Origin of the sequence: Brucella anthropi (assembly GCF_046630315.1) — a bacterium.
Taxonomy (GTDB): Bacteria; Pseudomonadota; Alphaproteobacteria; order Rhizobiales; family Rhizobiaceae; genus Brucella; species Brucella anthropi_A.
This window is the reverse complement of record NZ_LQBD01000010.1, coordinates 42,814-60,820: the sequence shown is the minus strand read 5'-3', so window position 1 is coordinate 60,820 and position 18,007 is coordinate 42,814. Positions and strand designations below refer to the sequence as shown.

The following is an 18,007-nucleotide window of genomic DNA, read 5'->3' as shown; positions in this document are numbered from 1 at the left end:
GTTTGTGTAAATTTACATGCCACTATAGAAAATCTAATCAAGCGATTGTTTTAACAGCAATTTTATTCAGATGACGAAGGAAGGCCGCTGTGGATGCGCCGACATCGCCGGAATTGTCTATTGTGACAACATCTCCGGCGCCGTCATCGAAGCTCACCTCGCGCTTGAGCCGTGCTGCGATCTCGTCGCGGCTTTCGCGGCCGCGCGCTGCAAGCCGTTCGGCGAGCACATCCGGCCGGGCCGTGATCAGGACCACCGAACGCGATGTGTAGAGCCTGCGGATATCGCTCAGGACCCGGCGCGAGACATTGGCGATCACCACGCTGCCGTCCGCGATTTGATCATCCAGCGCTTTCGGCAGGCCATAGCGCAGGCCATGCGCCCGCCAGTGCAGCGCGAAACGGCCCTCGCCTGCCGCCTGGTCGAAAGCCGCTTCGTCAAGGCTGTCGTGATCTTCCGTTCCCGGCATTTGCGGGCGCGTGATGATGCGGCGCACAAAATGAAATCGCGTGTCGCCCGCAAGGGCAGCACGCGCCGCGTCCATGATCGTGTCCTTGCCGGCCCCGCTGGGGCCGACGACGGCGACGAAACAGCCTTTCGGCGCGTTGGATTGTACCGGCATCACAGCACCCGCTCGCCTTCGCGCCACACCGTGCGCACAACCGGAATTGCGCCTTTCGGGCGCACGCGCACCAGGTCGGCGCGCTTGCCGATGGCGACCTCGCCGCGATCATCCATGGCCATGGCGTCAGCGGGATTCTTGGTCACAAGGCGGATTGCATCAGGCAGCGCAATGGCGCGTTCGCCGGAAGCCAGACCGAAAGCCGACTGGATGAGGCTGAACGGGATATAGTCCGACGACAGAATGTCGAGGCTGCCATTGTCCACCAGATCGCGTGCGGCAATATTGCCGGAATGCGAGCCGCCGCGAACGATGTTCGGCGCGCCCATCAGGATCGAAAGCCCCGCGCCTTTCGACGCCTTGGCGGCTTCCATCGTGGTCGGAAATTCGGCGATCCGCACACCATGGTCGAGCGATTCATCGACATGGGCACTGGTCGCATCGTCATGGCTCGCCAGAACGATGCCGCGCGCCGCAGCCATTTCGGCGATGGAACGTCTGTGTCCAGCCGAATAGGCGTCCGAATCCGCCATGCGCTTTTCACAATGCACCCGGAACTCCTCATCCGTGAGCTTCATCTTGCGCATGTAATAGGTGCGATAGGTCTCAAGATCAACGAATTGCCGCTGTCCGGGTGCGTGATCCATGAGCGAAGCAAGTTTTACGCGGTCGTCGCCTGCAAAAAGCTCGAATGTTTCCAGGCAATCGGCGGATGAAACTTCGCAGCGCAGATGCAGGAAGTGGTCGGCACGCAGGCGATTTTCGCGCACGCCGCTTTCGATCGCATCGGCCAGCATCCGCATATCCTCGCCCACGAAGTCGCGATCATAGTCGGAACCGACGCGCATCGCATCGAATACCGTGGTGATGCCCGATGCCGCGACCTGCGCATCATGCGCCTGCACCGCCGCATCGACATTCCAGCGCACCTTTGGACGCGGCGCATAGTGGCTTTCGAGCTGGTCCGTGTGCAGCTCGATCAGACCCGGAATGACATAATCGCCATCCATATCATCGCCGCCATTGCCGTTGCCCTGATCGATGGCTGCGATCCTGCCGTCGCGGATCAGGATGGAGCCGGAAACAATCTCGTCAGCAAGCACGATCCGGGCATTTTTCAAAACGATTTCATTGGGCATGGCAACTCCTACGCCGCCGCTTTGGGGGCGAATGCGGTAACGTCGATAATCCGGTCGGCAACTTCCGTGCGCACATCCTCATCGTGGAAGATGCCGAGCATGGCGACGCCCTGTTCCTTCTTGGTCTGGATGAGATCGACCACGACGGCGCGGTTCTTCGCGTCCAGCGAAGCGGTCGGCTCGTCGAGCAGCAAGACCGGATGATCGGTGATGAAACCGCGCGCGATGTTCACACGCTGCTGTTCACCGCCGGAAAAGGTCGCGGGCGGTAAGCCCCACAGCCTTTCCGGCAGGTTGAGCCTTGCCAGAAGGTCGCGGGTGCGGTTCCGCGCTGTTTCACGGTCAATGCCGCGCGCGGTGAGCGGCTCGGCCACCACATCGATGGCCGCCACACGCGGCAGCGTGCGCAGAAACTGACTGACATAGCCAATCGTATCGCGACGCACCGCCAGCACCTCACGCGGATCGGCTGTCGCCAGATCGACCGTGCGGTCGGCATGGCGGATCAGGATCGAGCCGCCATTGACCGCATAATTGCCGTAGACCATTTTCAGGATCGAGCTTTTGCCCGCGCCCGATGGGCCGCCAAGCACGGCGCATTCACCGGCATGGAGTTCAAAATTCACGCGGCGCACGACCGGAAGTTCGATGCCGCCCTGCAAATGCATGACGAAGGTTTTCGTGACATCGCTGACGGCAAGCGGGGCTGATGTTTGCAACATGGACATTTTTCACCTCACGCATGAAGTTCCGTTAAATTAGGAACAACACGCTGCAAATATCTGTTTTATTTTACTAAACCTGCAAGATCGATGACACGAGCAGCTGCGTATAGGGCGCCTGCGGGTCGTCCAGAACGCGGTCGGTCAGGCCCTGTTCGACAATATGGCCGTCTTTCATGACCATGATGCGATGGGACAGAAGCCGGGCGACGGCGAGATCATGCGTCACGATAATCACCGACAGGCCGAGATCGCTGACGAGGCCGCGCAGCAGATCGAGAAGACGCGCCTGCACCGACACATCGAGCCCGCCGGTCGGCTCATCCATGAAGACGAGGCGCGGCGCCGTCACCAGATTGCGGGCAATCTGCAGGCGCTGGCGCATGCCGCCGGAAAAGGCGCGCGGCTGATCGTCGATCCGGTCGGAGGCGATTTCGACGCGGCCCAGCCATTCGGTCGCCGTCGAGCGGATATTGCCGTAATGGCGTTCACCCACCGCCATCAGGCGTTCGCCAACATTGGCGCCGGCCGAAACCGTCATGCGCAATCCGTCCGCCGGGTTCTGATGCACAAAGCCCCAGTCCGTCCGCATCAGGAAGCGGCGTTCCGCCTCGCCAATTTTGTATAGATCGCGAAATTCACCGTCGCGCATCCGGTATTCGACCGTGCCGGAAGTCGGCTCCAGGCGGGTTGCCAGACTGTTCAGCAGCGTCGTCTTGCCGGACCCGGATTCACCCACGATGGCCAGCACTTCGCCCGGCCACAGATTGAAGGAAATATCCGCGCAGCCACGGCGATTGCCGTAGAATTTCGACAGGCTGTTTACTCTCAGCAGAGGTTGCTCGCTCATTGTGCTGCCTCGCTCTTGGCTGCCAGATGACCGAAATGGCCGTTGGCCTGACGGTCTTCGCAAAAATCGGTGTCGGAGCAGACGAACATCGAGCCGCCGCGATCATCCAGCACGACTTCATCCAGATAGACGCCCTTCGCGCCGCAAAGCGCGCATGGCTCCCTGAATTTCTGCACCTCGAATGGATGATCCTCGAAATCGAGGCTGACGACCTGTGTGTAAGGCGGCACGGCATAGATGCGCTTTTCACGGCCCGCGCCGAACAGCTGCAATGCCGGGGACATGTGCATTTTCGGATTGTCGAATTTCGGCGTCGGCGAAGGCGCCATCACATAGCGCCCCTCGATCATCACCGGATAATCATAGGTCTTGGCGATATGGCCGTGACGGGCAATGTCTTCGTAGAGCTTCACATGCATGAGGCCATATTCGGCAAGCGCGTGCATCTTGCGCGTTTCGGTTTCGCGCGGTTCCAGAAAACGCAGCGGCTCCGGGATCGGCACCTGATAGACGATCACCTGCCCCTCGGTCAGCGGATATTCCGGGATGCGGTGGCGGGTCTGGATGATCGTCGCCTCGCTTGTATGGGTGGTGACGGCGACATTCGCGGTCTTCTGGAAGAAAGCACGGATGGAGACGGCATTGGTGGTGTCGTCGGCGCCCTGATCGATGACCTTCAGCACATCGTCAGGCCCGATGATGGAGGCCGTCACCTGCACGCCGCCGGTGCCCCAGCCATAGGGCATCGGCATTTCGCGGCTGGCGAAAGGCACCTGATAGCCCGGAACGGCGATGGCCTTCAGGATGGCGCGGCGGATCATCCGCTTGGTCTGCTCGTCCAGATAGGCGAAGTTGTAATGGGCCAGATCACTCATTCTGCGGCTTCCCTGTTCTGGTGCTGCGCTTTTTCATATTCCGCGCGCATGCGGCGGATGAGATCGAGTTCGGCCTGAAAATCCACGTAATGCGGCAGTTTCAGATGTTCGACAAAGCCGGTGGACTGCACATTGTCGGAATGGGAAATGACGAATTCCTCGTCCTGCGCCGGTGCTGTCACATCCGTATCGAATTCGCGAACCCGCAATGCGCGGTCGCAAAGCGACATGGACATGGCCTTGCGCTCGCTCTGGCCGAAGACCAGCCCATAGCCGCGCGTGAATTGCGGCGGCTGCCTGGCCGAACCCTTGAACTGGTTGACCATCTGGCATTCGGTGAGCTGCACGCGACCGAGCGAAACGGCAAAGCCGAGTTCCGGCACGTCGAATTCGACATCCACTTCGCCAATGCGGATTTCGCCGACAAACGGATGGTTGTTGCCATAGCCGCGCTGGGTGGAATAGCCGAGAGCCAGCAGAAAGCCCTCGTCGCCGCGCGCCAGTGCCTGCAAGCGCAGGTCGCGCTCCATCGGAAAAGTCCACGGTTCGCGCGTCAGGTCGCCCGGTTCGTGCCCTTCCGGCAGCAAACCGTCCTCCTCGATCATGCCATTGGCGCCCAGAATATCAGTCACGCGCGGCGTTTCCTCCGGCTCCGCGGGGCGCGTCTCCGGTTCCGGCACGGCTGCGTCTCCGGCGAGATCCGGGTCAAGAAGCCGGTGCGTGTAATCGAAGGTCGGCCCGAGCAGCTGGCCACCCGGCAGATCCTTGTAGGTCGCCGAAATGCGGCGTTCGATCAGCATATGCGCGGTTTCCATGGGGCGCGAATAGCCAAAGCGCGGCAAGGTGGTGCGATAGGCGCGCACCAGAAAGATCGCCTCGATCAGGTCGCCACGCGACTGGCGAACGGCCAATGCCGCCAGTTCACGGTCATAGAGCGAGCCTTCGGCCATGACGCGATCGACCGCCAGCGCAAGCTGCTCGACAATCTGGTCGAGCCGCAGGGCCGGGACCGAACGGTCGCCGCGACGGCGATCATCGAGAAGGCGGTGGGCATTGCGGATGGCCGTTTCGCCACCCTTTACGGCAACATACATTTTCAGCCCTCCAGAGCGGAAATCCGGGTTGTGCGGGGCAGTGCCGCGACAGCGCCGTCGCAGACCAGAACAAGATCGACACCCAGCGGATATTGCGCGCCGTTCTCGCGCCACTGCCGGGTGAAATCCTGCGGCAGACCTTCGACATGAAGCGCACGCTCACCGTCGATGCCTGGGCCTTTGAGCACAAAACCCTGCCCGGCCGTCAGCGACGCAACGGCGAGGACAATGGTTGTCGAACGGTCGGGAAACTCGGCATCGCCCTGCGAAAACCCGGCCAGAGGCGGCAGTCCCGAAACATGGCTGACCAGAGCGAATTGCGCCGCATCCGCATGATCGACACGTGGCGCGCCAGTGTGGAAAGTCAGCCAGGCGGTCGCGCTTTCCTGGGCCCTTATGGCGGCATCGCACCAGACCGTCGCATCGTGGTCGAGCAAGGTGGCCGCAATAACCCCCAACTCCGGCGTCAGCGGCTTTGGCGGTGTGGCCGCATGTTGCAGCGGATAGATGCGGCCGGGATTGGCCATGGCGTGCATGACGGCGTGAAAAACCGCTTGCGCATCCGTCACCGGATCGACCAAACCGCCCTCGAAAGCTGGAGAATTATGGCGCATCAATTGTCTCCCCGGACCTTTGTGAAAAAATCGACCTTGGTGGCGGCGGCTTCGCCGCGTGCGGTGGCATCGGCATCGCAGAGCCGCTTGCGCAAAACGTCCAGCACCTGCTTTTCCACCGCATCGCGCCGGCTTTCATCCAGCCACAGCGCATCGAAAAGAGCGGCAAGGCGCGCCTTTTCCCGATCGCGGCCAAGCGCATGGGAATGGCCGACCAAGCCGTCGGAAAGCCGCACCGTCGCGCGCGTGACCGTCGCTTCACCCACATTGAAGGGCGCGCCGCCGCCGCCGATGCGGCCGCGCAGCATCACGAGGCCGGTTTCCGGCCCGCGCAGAACCTCGAATTCCGGCTTGTCGGACCATGCCTGCCAGAGGGCCTGCAATTCTTCACCGCTTGCACGGGCAAGAACCGCCATGCTTGCCTGCCGCGCGGCTTGAACCGGATCCGGCACTGCGGCCCTTCCGCTTTCGGTGGTGGAACCGGGTTCGCTTCTCTTCGTACTTTGCTGCGTACCGTACATGAGCTTCCCTGCCCTCAAATCCTGTTGACGTCATCTTTCAAATTGTCTAGTTATATAGACAACTATACAATATCAAAATGAATACACCCTGCCAATGACAGGACGATGACAATTGATGACAAAGAACCGGCGCATTGAGAGAAACAGCGGTGTGGCGATCTGGCGGCAAATTGCCGAAGAGATACGCGGCGAGATCATGGCCGGAAAGCTCGCTTCCGGCGCGCGCATGCCTGCCGAGATGGAACTTGCCGACAGGTTCGGGGTCAATCGCCATACGGTGCGCAGCGCCATTGCGGCACTCACGCAGGAAGGCGTGCTGCGGGCCGAACAGGGACGCGGCACTTTCGTTGCCAATGCAAGGCGCCTCACCTACCAGATCGGGCGGCGCACCCGCATTTCGCAATCGCTGGCCTCGCAGGTCCGGGAAATGCAGGGGATTTTGCTGGCTTCAGGTATCGAACCCGCCTCCCCGGATATCGCCGATGCGTTGGCGCTGCATCCCGGCGACGACGTGATCCGGCTTGAAACGATGCACAATGCCGACGGCTATTCCATTTCGATTGCGACCCACTGGATCGATGCCGCGCGCTTTCCTTCCTTTGCGAAGGATTATGCGGAAAGCGGCTCGATCACGGCTGCGTTCAAAGCGGCCGGCATTGCCGACTACCTGCGAAAATCGACCGTCATATCGGCCCGTCATGCCGACCCGGAAGACCTTGGAAACCTGAAACTGTCTCCCGGCGCCATCGTGCTTACGGCGCGCGCGGTAAACATCGACACGGAAGGACGGCCGATCCAGTATTCGCTGACCCGTTTTTCGGCTGACAGGATGGAATTTTCTATCGAGAATGACGAAAACAGCTAGGCTGTAGTGACGAATGAACTTCACGGTTTGGTATGGGCAAAAAATCTTCAGCTTTAGGAGCGAAACCGAAGGTGGGGTGGTTCCTCCCCCCAATCCCTTGGCGAGGTTTTGCGACGCCAAGATGGAGGTTTTTTGCCATATCCCGAAGGGACGCGGTGTATTTTGCTTCTGAATGCATCGAAACGCCCTTGTGGAGATCAACTCCACGGCGGTCGTTTCTCCTGTTCAGCAACAAAATACCCTCGCGCCAAACCATAAGTTCATTCGTCACTACAGCCTAAAAAGCACGATTCCTTCATTCACCGGCCACGGCGGAAAATTTCGATGACCATTACGATCTACCATAACCCGAAATGCGGCACCTCGCGCAATACGCTGGCGATGATCCGCGCCAGCGGCGAAGAGCCTGTCATTGTTGAATATGTGCAGAATCCGCCGACACGGGAACGTCTGATCGGCCTGCTGACGGCCATGAAGCTGACGCCGCGTGAACTGCTGCGTGAGAAAGGCACGCCCTATGGCGAACTCGGCCTGTCCGATCCCAAATGGACCGATGACGAGTTGATCGATTTCATGATCGCCCATCCGATCCTGATCAATCGACCCATCGTCGAAACGCCGCGCGGCACCAGGCTGTGCCGCCCCTCAGAACTGGTTCTGCCGCTTCTGGAGAACCCGGTTTCCTCATTCACAAAAGAAGACGGCGAACAGGTTTCATCTGCTAAAGCGTGTCGCATTTTATCGTAGTCATACGACACGCTTTAAGTTTTTGTTTTCCTGCATGTCTTTATCCCATCGTAGCGGGATCAGAAATCAGTCCAGTGGACTGATTTCCCCGCGAAGGCGGTTCCCACTTTTGGGAGACATGCATTAGCAAGGCGGGCTGAGAGGGCTTGTAAAGCCGCAGGCCGACAGTGCGCAGTCAGCCGCTTTGAGCATGTGTATACAAGAGAAAAGGCGCTGTAAAACAGCGCCTTTTCACATTTTGCTTATAAACCGGATGATGCCGGTTCTCAGAACGGGATTTCGTCGTCCAGATCGCGCGAGAAACCACCGCCGCTGCCGCCGCCCGAGGATGGGCCGGACGAGCCGAAATCTCCACCGCCGCCGGAATAGTCCGACATCTGGTTGCGATTGCCGCCGCCGCCGAACGAACGGCCCTCACCGCCGCCTTCGCCACGGCTGTCGAGCATCTGCAGTTCACCGCGGAACTTTTGCAGCACAACTTCCGTCGAGTAACGGTCATTGCCGTTCTGATCCTGCCACTTGCGGGTCTGGAGCGCGCCTTCGATATAAACCTTGGCGCCCTTCTTCAGATATTGTTCCGCGACCTTGGCAAGGTTCTCGTTGAAAATGACGACGCTGTGCCATTCGGTGCGGTCCTTGCGTTCGCCGGTCTGACGGTCGCGCCAGCTTTCCGACGTTGCAATGCGCAGATTGGCAACCACATCGCCGGAATTCAGACGACGAATTTCCGGATCGGCACCAAGATTGCCGACCAAAATGACTTTGTTGACGCTACCAGCCATCGAAAACTTACTCCGGGTCTCGCATGCACACTCTTTCCATGCGACACCGCACGGGCAAGAGGCGCTTTCCAAAAGAAAGGCCAGGCGCAACAATGCGCCATCACCAGAAACTCTACCTTCACCTTACAGGACTGGCTCAATGAGCGCTCAATCCGGGACGGCGAATTTATCAATGTCCACAGAGTTTATGTTCCTGCTTTGTTCAAAATGCAAGCTTTCGACATGAAAAAGTCACAGCTTCGCCACAGATTTCAGTGTGTTTTTGCACCAGATTCCACGCTGAAAATGCGGTTTGCCTCATTTCAGGGCCTAAAACTGCATTTGCCTTAATTTCAAAACAGGCGTCCTTGACCGACATGATACGGACCGGATCAGCCTCCAAGGAAAAGCCCTGCCGCTCACTGTATCTTTGGCGCGCAGGGCTTGGGGTTTGAGCAATGCTCATGTGTCGACAGTAATTCGTCGGCAGATTTTTTCGGATCACAAAGGCGCACGGCCATTTGCATTCCGCGCAAATTCAAATTGTCGGCAATCGCACCTTCGATCAACGAGGCATCATTCCTTGCGAAAAGATGCTGCCGCGACCGAAACGGATTGTGCTTTCATCCTTGTGAAAGCTAGGCAACGTAGTCAGGTGGACTCATGCTCCTTTACCTCCCTACCGGGTTTCCCGCCTCCTGCGGACCTCTTGCCGATGCCGTGTCATCCCACCGCGGCACCTCTCCGCTGTCAGCGAGTGAGAGTAGTCTGCTCCTGTCAGGAGTGACAGTCAACGCTCTTGCGTTCACATTTCGTATCGCCTATCAGAAGGCTGGTTGTTCGATATTTGTTCTGGTGATAAGAGTGCACACGAACGATTGAAAGACCCCTTCTTCTTGGAAGGTCCCACCCCATATAATGGAGCGGCGCGGCGTATTTCCACATTCGGCGCCCGGTTATCCATGGCAGGACGAAGCAGGCAGGACGCGGAATGAGCGATCAGAAATTCATTTCCATACGCGGCGCGCGCGAGCACAATCTGAAAAATGTCGATCTCGATCTGCCGCGCGACAAGCTGATCGTGATGACGGGGCTTTCCGGCTCGGGCAAGTCGTCGCTTGCCTTCGACACGATCTATGCGGAAGGCCAGCGCCGCTATGTCGAAAGCCTTTCGGCCTATGCGCGCCAGTTCCTGGAAATGATGCAGAAGCCGGATGTCGACCAGATCGACGGCCTGTCGCCCGCCATTTCCATCGAGCAGAAGACGACGAGCCGCAATCCGCGTTCGACGGTCGGCACCGTCACCGAAATCTACGACTATATGCGCCTGCTTTTTGCGCGCGTCGGCGTGCCCTATTCGCCGGCGACCGGCCTTCCCATCGAAAGCCAGACCGTCAGCCAGATGGTCGACCGCGTGATGACGCTGGAAGAAGGCACGCGCCTTTACATTCTCGCGCCCATCGTGCGCGGCCGCAAGGGCGAGTACAAGAAGGAGCTGGCTGAGCTTCAGAAGAAGGGTTTCCAGCGCGTCAAGGTCGACGGCACCTTCTATGAAATCGCCGATGTCCCGGCGCTGGACAAGAAATACAAACACGATATCGACGTGGTGGTGGACCGTGTGGTGGTGCGCCCCGACCTTTCGACCCGTCTTGCCGACAGCCTCGAAACCTGCCTCAAGCTTGCCGAAGGCCTGGCCATTGCCGAATTTGCCGACAAGCCGCTGCCGCCCGAAGAAACGGCGGAAGGCGGTTCGGCCAACAAGTCGGCCAATGAGACGCATGAGCGGATTCTTTTCTCGGAAAAGTTCGCCTGCCCGGTTTCTGGTTTCACCATTCCCGAAATCGAGCCGCGCCTGTTCTCGTTCAACAACCCGTTCGGCGCCTGCCCGACCTGTGATGGCCTCGGCACGCAGCAGGCCATCGATCCGAACCTGATCGTGCCCGACGAAACGGCGGTGCTGAAGGACGGCGCGATTGCCCCGTGGGCGCGATCCTCGTCGCCTTACTATAATCAGACGCTGGAAGCGCTGGGCAAAGCCTATGGCTTCAAGATCGGCGCGAAATGGGCTGATCTCTCGGAAGAAGCACAGCAGGCCATTCTTTATGGCACCAAGGGCAAGGAAATCACCTTCCAGTACGATGACGGGCTGCGTTCTTACCAGACGACCAAGCCGTTCGAGGGTGTCATCCCCAATCTGGAGCGTCGCTGGAAGGAGACCGATTCGGCCTGGTCGCGTGAAGATATCGAACGCTTCATGGCCTCGACGCCCTGCCCTGCCTGTGCCGGCTATCGGTTGAAGCCGGAAGCGCTGGCGGTCAAGGTCGGCATGAAGCATATCGGCGAAATCACGGAAATGTCGATCCGCAAGGCGGATCGCTGGTTCCGCGAGATTGACGGCAGCTTCAACGACAAGCAGCGTGAAATTGCCGCCCGCATCCTCAAGGAAATCCGTGAGCGCCTGCAATTCCTCAACGATGTCGGCCTCGACTATCTGACGCTGGCGCGCAATTCCGGCACGCTGTCGGGCGGTGAAAGCCAGCGCATTCGCCTTGCCTCGCAGATCGGCTCCGGCCTGACCGGCGTGCTTTACGTGCTGGACGAACCCTCCATCGGCCTGCATCAGCGCGACAATGCCCGCCTTCTCGACACGCTGCGCCATCTGCGCGACCTCGGCAATACGGTCATCGTGGTCGAACATGATGAAGATGCGATCCTGACTGCCGATTACGTGGTCGATATCGGCCCGGCGGCAGGCGTGCATGGCGGCAGGATCATCGCCCAAGGGTCGCCGCAGGACGTGATGTCCAACGCAAACTCGCTGACGGGTAAGTATCTGTCCGGCGCGATGGAAGTCGCCGTCCCGGCGCAACGCCGCAAGATTGAAAAATCCAAGCGCATCCGGGTGGTGGGCGCGCGCGGCAACAACCTCAAAAATGTCTCGGCGGATATTCCGCTCGGCACGTTTACCGCCGTCACCGGCGTTTCAGGCGGCGGCAAGTCCACCTTCCTGATCGAAACCCTGTTCAAGGCCGCTTCGCGCCGCATCATGGGGTCGCGTGAGCATCCGGCGGAACATGACCGCATCGAAGGGCTGGAATTCCTCGACAAGGTGATCGATATCGACCAGTCACCGATCGGCCGCACCCCGCGCTCCAACCCGGCAACCTATACCGGCGCCTTCACGCCGATCCGCGACTGGTTCGCAGGCCTGCCGGAAGCCAAGGCACGCGGCTATCAGCCGGGCCGCTTCTCGTTCAACGTGAAGGGCGGGCGCTGCGAGGCCTGCCAGGGCGATGGCGTCATCAAGATCGAGATGCACTTCCTGCCGGATGTGTATGTGACTTGCGACGTCTGCCACGGCAAGCGCTATAACCGCGAAACGCTGGAAGTCCTGTTCAAGGGCAAGTCCATCGCCGATGTGCTGGATATGACGGTTGAGGAAGGCGCGGAGTTCTTCTCCGCCGTGCCTGCGGTGCGTGATAAGCTGGAAACGCTCGTCAAGGTCGGGCTCGGCTATATCAAGGTCGGGCAGCAGGCGACGACGCTTTCCGGCGGCGAAGCGCAGCGCGTGAAGCTTGCCAAGGAACTGTCGCGCCGCGCGACGGGCCGCACGCTCTATATTCTGGATGAGCCGACAACCGGTCTGCATTTCCATGACGTGGCAAAACTTCTGGAAGTGCTGCACGAACTGGTCGAACAGGGCAATACGGTCGTGGTGATCGAGCATAACCTCGAAGTCATCAAGACCGCCGATTGGGTGATCGACCTTGGACCGGAAGGCGGCGATGGCGGCGGCGAGATTGTCGCCGTGGGCCGTCCGGAAGACATTGTGCAGGAGAAGCGCTCCTACACCGGCCACTTCCTCAAGGAATTGCTGGAACGCCGCCCCAAGCGCAGTTCAGAGGCTGCTGAATAGCAGCAGGCATTGAGAATTATTGGAAGCCGGGCCCAGTGCCCGGCTTTTTGCTATTCAAGTCGATTTCGGTATCGATCAATCATCCACAGGTGAAGGATTATCCACGATAAAGGCACTGCACTTGTTGTGAAGCCCATGAGAGCGGTCCCGGTTTAAATGGCAACGTCGGAACCGCTCTATCTTTTTGTTTTCAAGCATTTTCCGCAGAACCGCTTCGCACTTTTGGCCTGAAAATGCTCTAAATCAGCTGCAAGCATAGCCGTCCAGATTGGTGTGATCTTCAAGACGCCACATCGCGACAGACTGTAGAAATACGCACCGGCCCCATAACGAAAAAAGCCCGGACAAGCCGGGCCTTCTCGACAGCCATTCGCGATCATGCCGCGAGGGCTGGAAATTTGTCGTCACGATCCGTTCGAAGAGTTTTTACTCTCCAGATCATGATTAGCCGTTTACGGCGTCCTTCAGGCCCTTGCCAGCCGAGAACTTCGGCACGTTGCGCGCCGGGATGGCAACTTCCTTGCCGGTCGACGGGTTGCGGCCGGTCGAGGCAGCGCGATGCGAAACGGAGAAAACGCCGAAGCCAGGCAGACGGACTTCTTCACCAGCCTTCAGGGCGCCGGTGACAGCAGCGAGTACGGCGTCAACAGCAGTACCGGCATCAGCCTTCGTCAAACCGCCCTTTTCCGCAACTGCGGCAACCAATTCGTTCTTGTTCATTGGCATTTCCTTTCTTTATCTACCGGAACGGATAACGTGACCGGATTGGTCGGAGTTTATTCAAAACGCTTCACAAACCAAGCCTGTCAACATGAAAAAACCCCGGAAAACCGGGGTTAAACACAGAAATGCCGGGCATTTTGCCCGGCATTTCAATTATTGGTCCCGATAAGGCACTATTTAGTGAGCCATCGGGGCTCCTGCTTCCTCCTCGACGGAAGGCACAGGCGCCGGTGTTTCCGGCTCGGTCCATTCAATCGGTTCGGGCTCGCGAACCAAAGCGTGCTTGAGCACTTCGCCCACGCGGGACACCGGAACGATCTCAAGGCTGTTCTTCACATTGTCCGGAATATCCGCCAGGTCCTTGGCGTTTTCTTCCGGGATCAGAACCTTCTTGATGCCGCCGCGCAGCGCCGCGAGAAGCTTTTCCTTCAGGCCGCCGATCGGCAGGACACGGCCGCGCAATGTGACCTCGCCCGTCATTGCAATGTCCTTGCGCACCGGAATGCCGGTCAGCACGGAAACGATCGCCGTCACCATGGCGATACCGGCGGACGGACCGTCCTTCGGCGTCGCGCCTTCCGGCACGTGCACGTGGATGTCGCGCTTGTCGAACAGCGGAGGCTCGATGCCGAAATCGATGGCCCTGCTGCGGACATAGGAAGCCGCCGCCGAAATCGATTCCTTCATCACGTCGCGGAGGTTGCCCGTGACGGTCATGCGGCCCTTGCCGGGCATCATGACGCCTTCGATGGTCAGCAATTCGCCGCCCACTTCCGTCCAGGCAAGGCCTGTCACGACGCCAACCTGATCTTCGCCGTCGATCTGGCCGAAGCGGTACCGTTCGACACCCAGATAGTCGGAGAGGTTCTTGTCGGTGACTTTCACCGACTTCTTCTTCGACTTCAGGATTTCCGTCACGGCCTTGCGCGCCAGGGTCATCAATTCGCGTTCGAGGTTACGCACACCTGCTTCCCGCGTGTAAAGGCGGATGACATTGCGCAGCGCATCGTCCGTGACCGAAAACTCCTTCGGCTGCAGGGCGTGGTCCTTGATTGCCTTCGGCAGCAGGTGCCGCCTGGCGATCTCGAGCTTTTCATCCTCGGTGTAGCCGGCAATACGGATGATCTCCATACGATCCAGCAACGGACCCGGAATATTCAGCGTATTGGCCGTCGTCACGAACATGACGTTCGACAGATCATATTCGACCTCAAGATAGTGATCCATGAAGGTCGAGTTCTGTTCAGGGTCCAGCACCTCAAGCATGGCCGATGACGGATCGCCGCGGAAATCCTGGCCCATCTTGTCGATTTCATCGAGCAGGAAGAGCGGATTGGACTTCTTCGCCTTCTTCATCGACTGGATGACCTTGCCGGGCATCGAGCCGATATAGGTGCGGCGATGGCCGCGGATTTCGGCCTCGTCACGCACGCCGCCAAGCGACATGCGGACATATTCACGGCCTGTCGCCTTGGCGATCGAACGGGCGAGCGAGGTCTTGCCGACGCCGGGAGGGCCGACGAGGCAGAGGATCGGGCCCTTGATCTTGGTCGAGCGCGCCTGCACCGCGAGATATTCGACGATGCGCTCCTTGACCTTGTCGAGGCCGAAATGCTCGTCATCGAGCACTTCCTCGGCAAAGTTCAGGTCCTGCTTGATCTTCGACTTCTTGCCCCAGGGAATGGACAAGAGCCAGTCGAGATAGTTGCGCACCACCGTCGCCTCGGCAGACATCGGGCTCATGGAGCGCAGCTTCTTCAGCTCGCCCTGCGCCTTTTCGCGGGCTTCCTTGGAAAGCTTGGTCTTGTTGATGCGTTCTTCCAGTTCAGCCGCTTCATCGCGACCGTCCTCGCCATCGCCAAGCTCCTTCTGGATCGCCTTCATCTGCTCGTTGAGATAATATTCGCGCTGCGTCTTCTCCATCTGGCGCTTGACGCGGCTGCGGATACGCTTCTCAACCTGAAGAACCGAAATCTCGGCTTCCATGAAGGACAATGCCTTCTCAAGGCGCTCGCGCACCGAGAGGATCGACAGCATTTCCTGCTTTTCGGGAATCTTGATCGCGAGATGCGAGGCAACCGTATCGGCAAGCTTCGAATAGTCGTCGATCTGGCTGGCGGCGCCAACCACTTCCGGCGAAATCTTCTTGTTCAGCTTGACGTAGTTTTCAAAGTCGGAAACCACCGAGCGGGCAAGCGCCTCGATCTCGACGGCATCTTCCGCCGGCTCCGGCAGAGCCGCGGCATAGGCCTCGTGATAGTCTTCGCGGTCGGTAAACTTGGAAATCCTGGCGCGCGCCGTGCCTTCGACCAGCACCTTGACGGTGCCGTCCGGCAGCTTCAAAAGCTGCAGCACATTGGCAATCGTGCCGATTTCGTAAATCGCATCCGGTGCCGGATCGTCATCGGCGGCGTTCTTCTGGGTGGCAAGCAGGATCTGCTTGTCCACGCCCATCACTTCCTCCAGCGCGCGAATGGACTTCTCGCGGCCGACAAAAAGCGGAACGATCATATGCGGGAAAACGACGATGTCACGCAACGGCAAAACGGCATAGAGCCCGTCTGCACCGCCCGCTTCAGAACCACCCAATGGTGTCTTCTGTTCAGTACCCGTCATAACTTCAGTCCTTTCTCAGGCCTTGCAACCTGACTGCCACATCCGCGCCCCCTAATCTCATGAGGCAGGTCACGAATGTGCTTCGGTCCATACTTGGAGAGCCGAACCCGGCAATTCAATAGCCGATTGCGGGATGGCCCTTCATAGAATCGTCATCTATCCTGCGCCGTGTCGCGAATGAGTACAATATCTAGCTTGACCTGTACCCTGATTGCTACACCTGCAATAGTGACAGGATGAACCCCGCGCAAGTTTGCACATGAAAAAGGCCGCTCGCGCGGCCTTTTCTTGGAATAATCGCCACCGCTCAAGCGGAAACATTACCCTTTTCGTCCTGCCGCTCGGCATAGATATAGAGCGGACGGGCGCTGCCATCCACCACATCGCCGGAGATGACCACTTCCTGCACGCCTTCCAGCGTCGGAAGCTCGAACATCGTGTCGAGCAGGATCTTTTCCATGATCGAACGCAGACCGCGCGCGCCCGTCTTGCGCTCGACCGCCTTGTTGGCAATCGCCCGCAGGGCATCGTCGTGGAAGCTCAGCTCGACATTTTCCATGTCGAACAGGCGCTGATACTGCTTCACGAGCGCATTCTTCGGCTCGGTCAGGATTTGTACCAGAGCATCGACATCGAGATCCTCAAGCGTTGCGATCACCGGCAGACGGCCGACGAATTCCGGAATGAGGCCGAATTTCAGAAGGTCTTCCGGCTCCAGTTCCTTGAACACATCGCCGATGCGGCGTTCATCGACCGAACGCACCGTGGCGCCGAAGCCGATGGAGGTCTTTTCGCCGCGTGCGGAGATGATCTTGTCCAGACCGGCAAAAGCGCCGCCGCAGATGAAGAGGATGTTCGTCGTATCCACCTGCAGGAATTCCTGCTGCGGATGCTTGCGGCCGCCCTGCGGCGGCACGGAAGCGACGGTGCCTTCCATGATCTTCAAAAGCGCCTGCTGCACGCCCTCGCCCGACACGTCGCGCGTGATGGACGGGTTGTCCGACTTGCGGCTGATCTTGTCGACCTCGTCGATATAGACGATGCCGCGCTGTGCGCGTTCCACATTGTAATCGGCGGCCTGAAGCAGCTTCAGGATGATGTTCTCGACATCTTCGCCGACATAGCCTGCTTCCGTCAGCGTCGTCGCATCGGCCATGGTGAACGGCACATCGATGATGCGTGCGAGCGTCTGGGCAAGATAGGTCTTGCCGCAACCCGTGGGACCCACGAGAAGAATGTTCGACTTCGCAAGCTCGATATCGCTGCTCTTGGACTGATGGGCGAGACGCTTGTAGTGATTGTGTACCGCAACCGACAGAACGCGCTTGGCATCCTTCTGGCCGATGACGTAATCGTCAAGGACGGCCATGATTTCCTGCGGCGTGGGCACGCCCTCGCGCGACTTCACCATGGAGGACTTGTTTTCCTCGCGGATGATGTCCATGCAGAGTTCGACGCACTCGTCGCAGATGAAAACGGTCGGGCCTGCAATCAGCTTGCGCACTTCATGCTGGCTTTTGCCGCAGAACGAGCAATAGAGCGTATTCTTGGAATCGCCGCCGCTGTTGCTGACTTTGCTCATTGCAGTTTCCTTTCAATTGACCGACATGAACCCTGGGCGTCCAGATCGATCGTTTCTTCCGGTTCGGACCCAGTGCCGGAGGAGAAACGCACCTCCCGCAGGTCACAACAGCAGCCGATACGCGCTATCTGTCATCAGGGCCTGTCGTCTCAGCTGTCCTGTCACCGCACGGCTCCCCGACCGAAGGAGCCATTCGGCGACTTTTGCAGAAGCTGCACCGGCGAACAAATGAAAAATAAGTTCCCGGCGGAGATTCGGCATAATCTGACCCAGTTTAGCGCCCCGAACCCCAACAGATGCTTAACGCGGGGCGTTAACCATCACGTAGTTGCAAGAATTAGGCCCCTTTTGTGGCAAAGG

General features: G+C 59.1%; 16 protein-coding genes and 1 pseudogene. 4 read left to right on the top strand and 13 right to left on the bottom strand.

What is annotated here, in order from left to right:
* Positions 1–37: 37 nt before the first annotated feature.
* The 8 genes from phnN to phnG form a co-directional block, all read right to left on the bottom strand.
* Positions 38–622 (bottom strand): phosphonate metabolism protein/1,5-bisphosphokinase (PRPP-forming) PhnN, encoded by a 585-nt coding sequence (gene phnN, locus AVM02_RS07235; protein WP_411506291.1) that lies wholly within the window; start codon positions 620–622, stop codon positions 38–40.
* The gene (locus tag AVM02_RS07230; protein WP_411506290.1) at positions 622–1,761 is read right to left on the bottom strand and encodes an alpha-D-ribose 1-methylphosphonate 5-triphosphate diphosphatase; all 1,140 of its coding nucleotides are present in this window, start codon (positions 1,759–1,761) and stop codon (positions 622–624) included. The genes phnN and AVM02_RS07230 overlap by 1 nt, the downstream gene beginning before the upstream one ends.
* Positions 1,762–1,769: 8 nt before the next feature.
* Positions 1,770–2,489, bottom strand: coding sequence for a phosphonate C-P lyase system protein PhnL (gene phnL, locus AVM02_RS07225; RefSeq protein ID WP_411506289.1), 720 nt, complete (start codon positions 2,487–2,489; stop codon positions 1,770–1,772).
* 67 nt (positions 2,490–2,556) lie between these two features.
* The gene (phnK, locus tag AVM02_RS07220) at positions 2,557–3,333 is read right to left on the bottom strand and encodes a phosphonate C-P lyase system protein PhnK (RefSeq protein WP_113474744.1); all 777 of its coding nucleotides are present in this window, start codon (positions 3,331–3,333) and stop codon (positions 2,557–2,559) included.
* Complete coding sequence (locus AVM02_RS07215) at positions 3,330–4,208, bottom strand: alpha-D-ribose 1-methylphosphonate 5-phosphate C-P-lyase PhnJ (protein WP_411506288.1); 879 nt, start codon at positions 4,206–4,208, stop codon at positions 3,330–3,332. The genes phnK and AVM02_RS07215 overlap by 4 nt, the downstream gene beginning before the upstream one ends.
* Positions 4,205–5,302 carry a carbon-phosphorus lyase complex subunit PhnI gene (locus AVM02_RS07210; RefSeq protein ID WP_411506287.1) on the bottom strand — a complete coding sequence of 366 codons (1,098 nt, stop codon included), beginning with the start codon at positions 5,300–5,302 and terminating at the stop codon, positions 4,205–4,207. The genes AVM02_RS07215 and AVM02_RS07210 overlap by 4 nt, the downstream gene beginning before the upstream one ends.
* 2 nt (positions 5,303–5,304) lie before the next feature.
* Complete coding sequence (gene phnH, locus AVM02_RS07205) at positions 5,305–5,916, bottom strand: phosphonate C-P lyase system protein PhnH (RefSeq protein ID WP_411506286.1); 612 nt, start codon at positions 5,914–5,916, stop codon at positions 5,305–5,307.
* Positions 5,916–6,437, bottom strand: coding sequence for a phosphonate C-P lyase system protein PhnG (gene phnG, locus AVM02_RS07200; protein WP_411506285.1), 522 nt, complete (start codon positions 6,435–6,437; stop codon positions 5,916–5,918). The genes phnH and phnG overlap by 1 nt, the downstream gene beginning before the upstream one ends.
* A gap of 112 nt (positions 6,438–6,549) precedes the next feature.
* Between phnG and phnF the strand changes: the two genes are divergently transcribed.
* From phnF to arsC, 3 genes and pseudogenes are all read left to right on the top strand, one after another.
* Entirely contained in the window at positions 6,550–7,302 is a 753-nt protein-coding gene (gene phnF, locus AVM02_RS07195) for a phosphonate metabolism transcriptional regulator PhnF (protein WP_411506284.1), read from the top strand.
* Between the two features lie 172 nt (positions 7,303–7,474).
* A pseudogene (locus tag AVM02_RS07190) lies at positions 7,475–7,615 on the top strand (low molecular weight phosphotyrosine protein phosphatase); the annotation flags it as partial.
* Positions 7,616–7,626: 11 nt separating this feature from the next.
* Positions 7,627–8,049, top strand: coding sequence for an arsenate reductase (glutaredoxin) (arsC, locus tag AVM02_RS07185; protein ID WP_411506283.1), 423 nt, complete (start codon positions 7,627–7,629; stop codon positions 8,047–8,049).
* A 266-nt stretch (positions 8,050–8,315) separates the two neighbouring features.
* Here arsC and ssb read toward each other — a convergent pair whose 3' ends face one another.
* On the bottom strand, positions 8,316–8,831 hold the full coding sequence (ssb, locus tag AVM02_RS07180) for a single-stranded DNA-binding protein (RefSeq protein ID WP_006470425.1): 516 nt from the start codon (positions 8,829–8,831) through the stop codon (positions 8,316–8,318).
* A gap of 202 nt (positions 8,832–9,033) precedes the next feature.
* Positions 9,034–9,276 carry a hypothetical protein gene (locus AVM02_RS07175; RefSeq protein WP_411506282.1) on the bottom strand — a complete coding sequence of 81 codons (243 nt, stop codon included), beginning with the start codon at positions 9,274–9,276 and terminating at the stop codon, positions 9,034–9,036.
* A 525-nt stretch (positions 9,277–9,801) separates the two neighbouring features.
* On the opposite strand from AVM02_RS07175, the gene uvrA reads away from it, so the two are divergent.
* The gene (gene uvrA / locus AVM02_RS07170; RefSeq protein WP_411506281.1) at positions 9,802–12,726 is read left to right on the top strand and encodes an excinuclease ABC subunit UvrA; all 2,925 of its coding nucleotides are present in this window, start codon (positions 9,802–9,804) and stop codon (positions 12,724–12,726) included.
* A 444-nt stretch (positions 12,727–13,170) separates the two neighbouring features.
* Here uvrA and AVM02_RS07165 read toward each other — a convergent pair whose 3' ends face one another.
* The 3 genes from AVM02_RS07165 to clpX all read right to left on the bottom strand — a co-directional run bounded on the left by AVM02_RS07165 (position 13,171) and on the right by clpX (position 17,647).
* Complete coding sequence (locus AVM02_RS07165) at positions 13,171–13,446, bottom strand: HU family DNA-binding protein (protein WP_006470422.1); 276 nt, start codon at positions 13,444–13,446, stop codon at positions 13,171–13,173.
* A gap of 180 nt (positions 13,447–13,626) precedes the next feature.
* Positions 13,627–16,065 (bottom strand): endopeptidase La, encoded by a 2,439-nt coding sequence (gene lon / locus AVM02_RS07160; protein WP_411506280.1) that lies wholly within the window; start codon positions 16,063–16,065, stop codon positions 13,627–13,629.
* Positions 16,066–16,372: 307 nt separating this feature from the next.
* Positions 16,373–17,647, bottom strand: coding sequence for an ATP-dependent Clp protease ATP-binding subunit ClpX (gene clpX, locus AVM02_RS07155; protein WP_139975880.1), 1,275 nt, complete (start codon positions 17,645–17,647; stop codon positions 16,373–16,375).
* Positions 17,648–18,007: the final 360 nt, after the last annotated feature.

Coding starts and splice junctions, on each gene's coding strand:
- arsC (WP_411506283.1), top strand. CDS start 7,627: ATGACCATTACGATCTACCATAACCCGAAATGCGGCACCTCGCGCAAT.
- AVM02_RS07165 (WP_006470422.1), bottom strand. CDS start 13,446: ATGAACAAGAACGAATTGGTTGCCGCAGTTGCGGAAAAGGGCGGTTTG.
- AVM02_RS07215 (WP_411506288.1), bottom strand. CDS start 4,208: ATGAGTGATCTGGCCCATTACAACTTCGCCTATCTGGACGAGCAGACC.
- uvrA (WP_411506281.1), top strand. CDS start 9,802: ATGAGCGATCAGAAATTCATTTCCATACGCGGCGCGCGCGAGCACAAT.
- clpX (WP_139975880.1), bottom strand. CDS start 17,647: ATGAGCAAAGTCAGCAACAGCGGCGGCGATTCCAAGAATACGCTCTAT.
- AVM02_RS07210 (WP_411506287.1), bottom strand. CDS start 5,302: ATGTATGTTGCCGTAAAGGGTGGCGAAACGGCCATCCGCAATGCCCAC.
- AVM02_RS07175 (WP_411506282.1), bottom strand. CDS start 9,276: ATGAGCATTGCTCAAACCCCAAGCCCTGCGCGCCAAAGATACAGTGAG.
- ssb (WP_006470425.1), bottom strand. CDS start 8,831: ATGGCTGGTAGCGTCAACAAAGTCATTTTGGTCGGCAATCTTGGTGCC.
- phnN (WP_411506291.1), bottom strand. CDS start 622: ATGCCGGTACAATCCAACGCGCCGAAAGGCTGTTTCGTCGCCGTCGTC.
- lon (WP_411506280.1), bottom strand. CDS start 16,065: ATGACGGGTACTGAACAGAAGACACCATTGGGTGGTTCTGAAGCGGGC.
- phnL (WP_411506289.1), bottom strand. CDS start 2,489: ATGTCCATGTTGCAAACATCAGCCCCGCTTGCCGTCAGCGATGTCACG.
- phnK (WP_113474744.1), bottom strand. CDS start 3,333: ATGAGCGAGCAACCTCTGCTGAGAGTAAACAGCCTGTCGAAATTCTAC.
- phnH (WP_411506286.1), bottom strand. CDS start 5,916: ATGCGCCATAATTCTCCAGCTTTCGAGGGCGGTTTGGTCGATCCGGTG.
- AVM02_RS07230 (WP_411506290.1), bottom strand. CDS start 1,761: ATGCCCAATGAAATCGTTTTGAAAAATGCCCGGATCGTGCTTGCTGAC.
- phnG (WP_411506285.1), bottom strand. CDS start 6,437: ATGTACGGTACGCAGCAAAGTACGAAGAGAAGCGAACCCGGTTCCACC.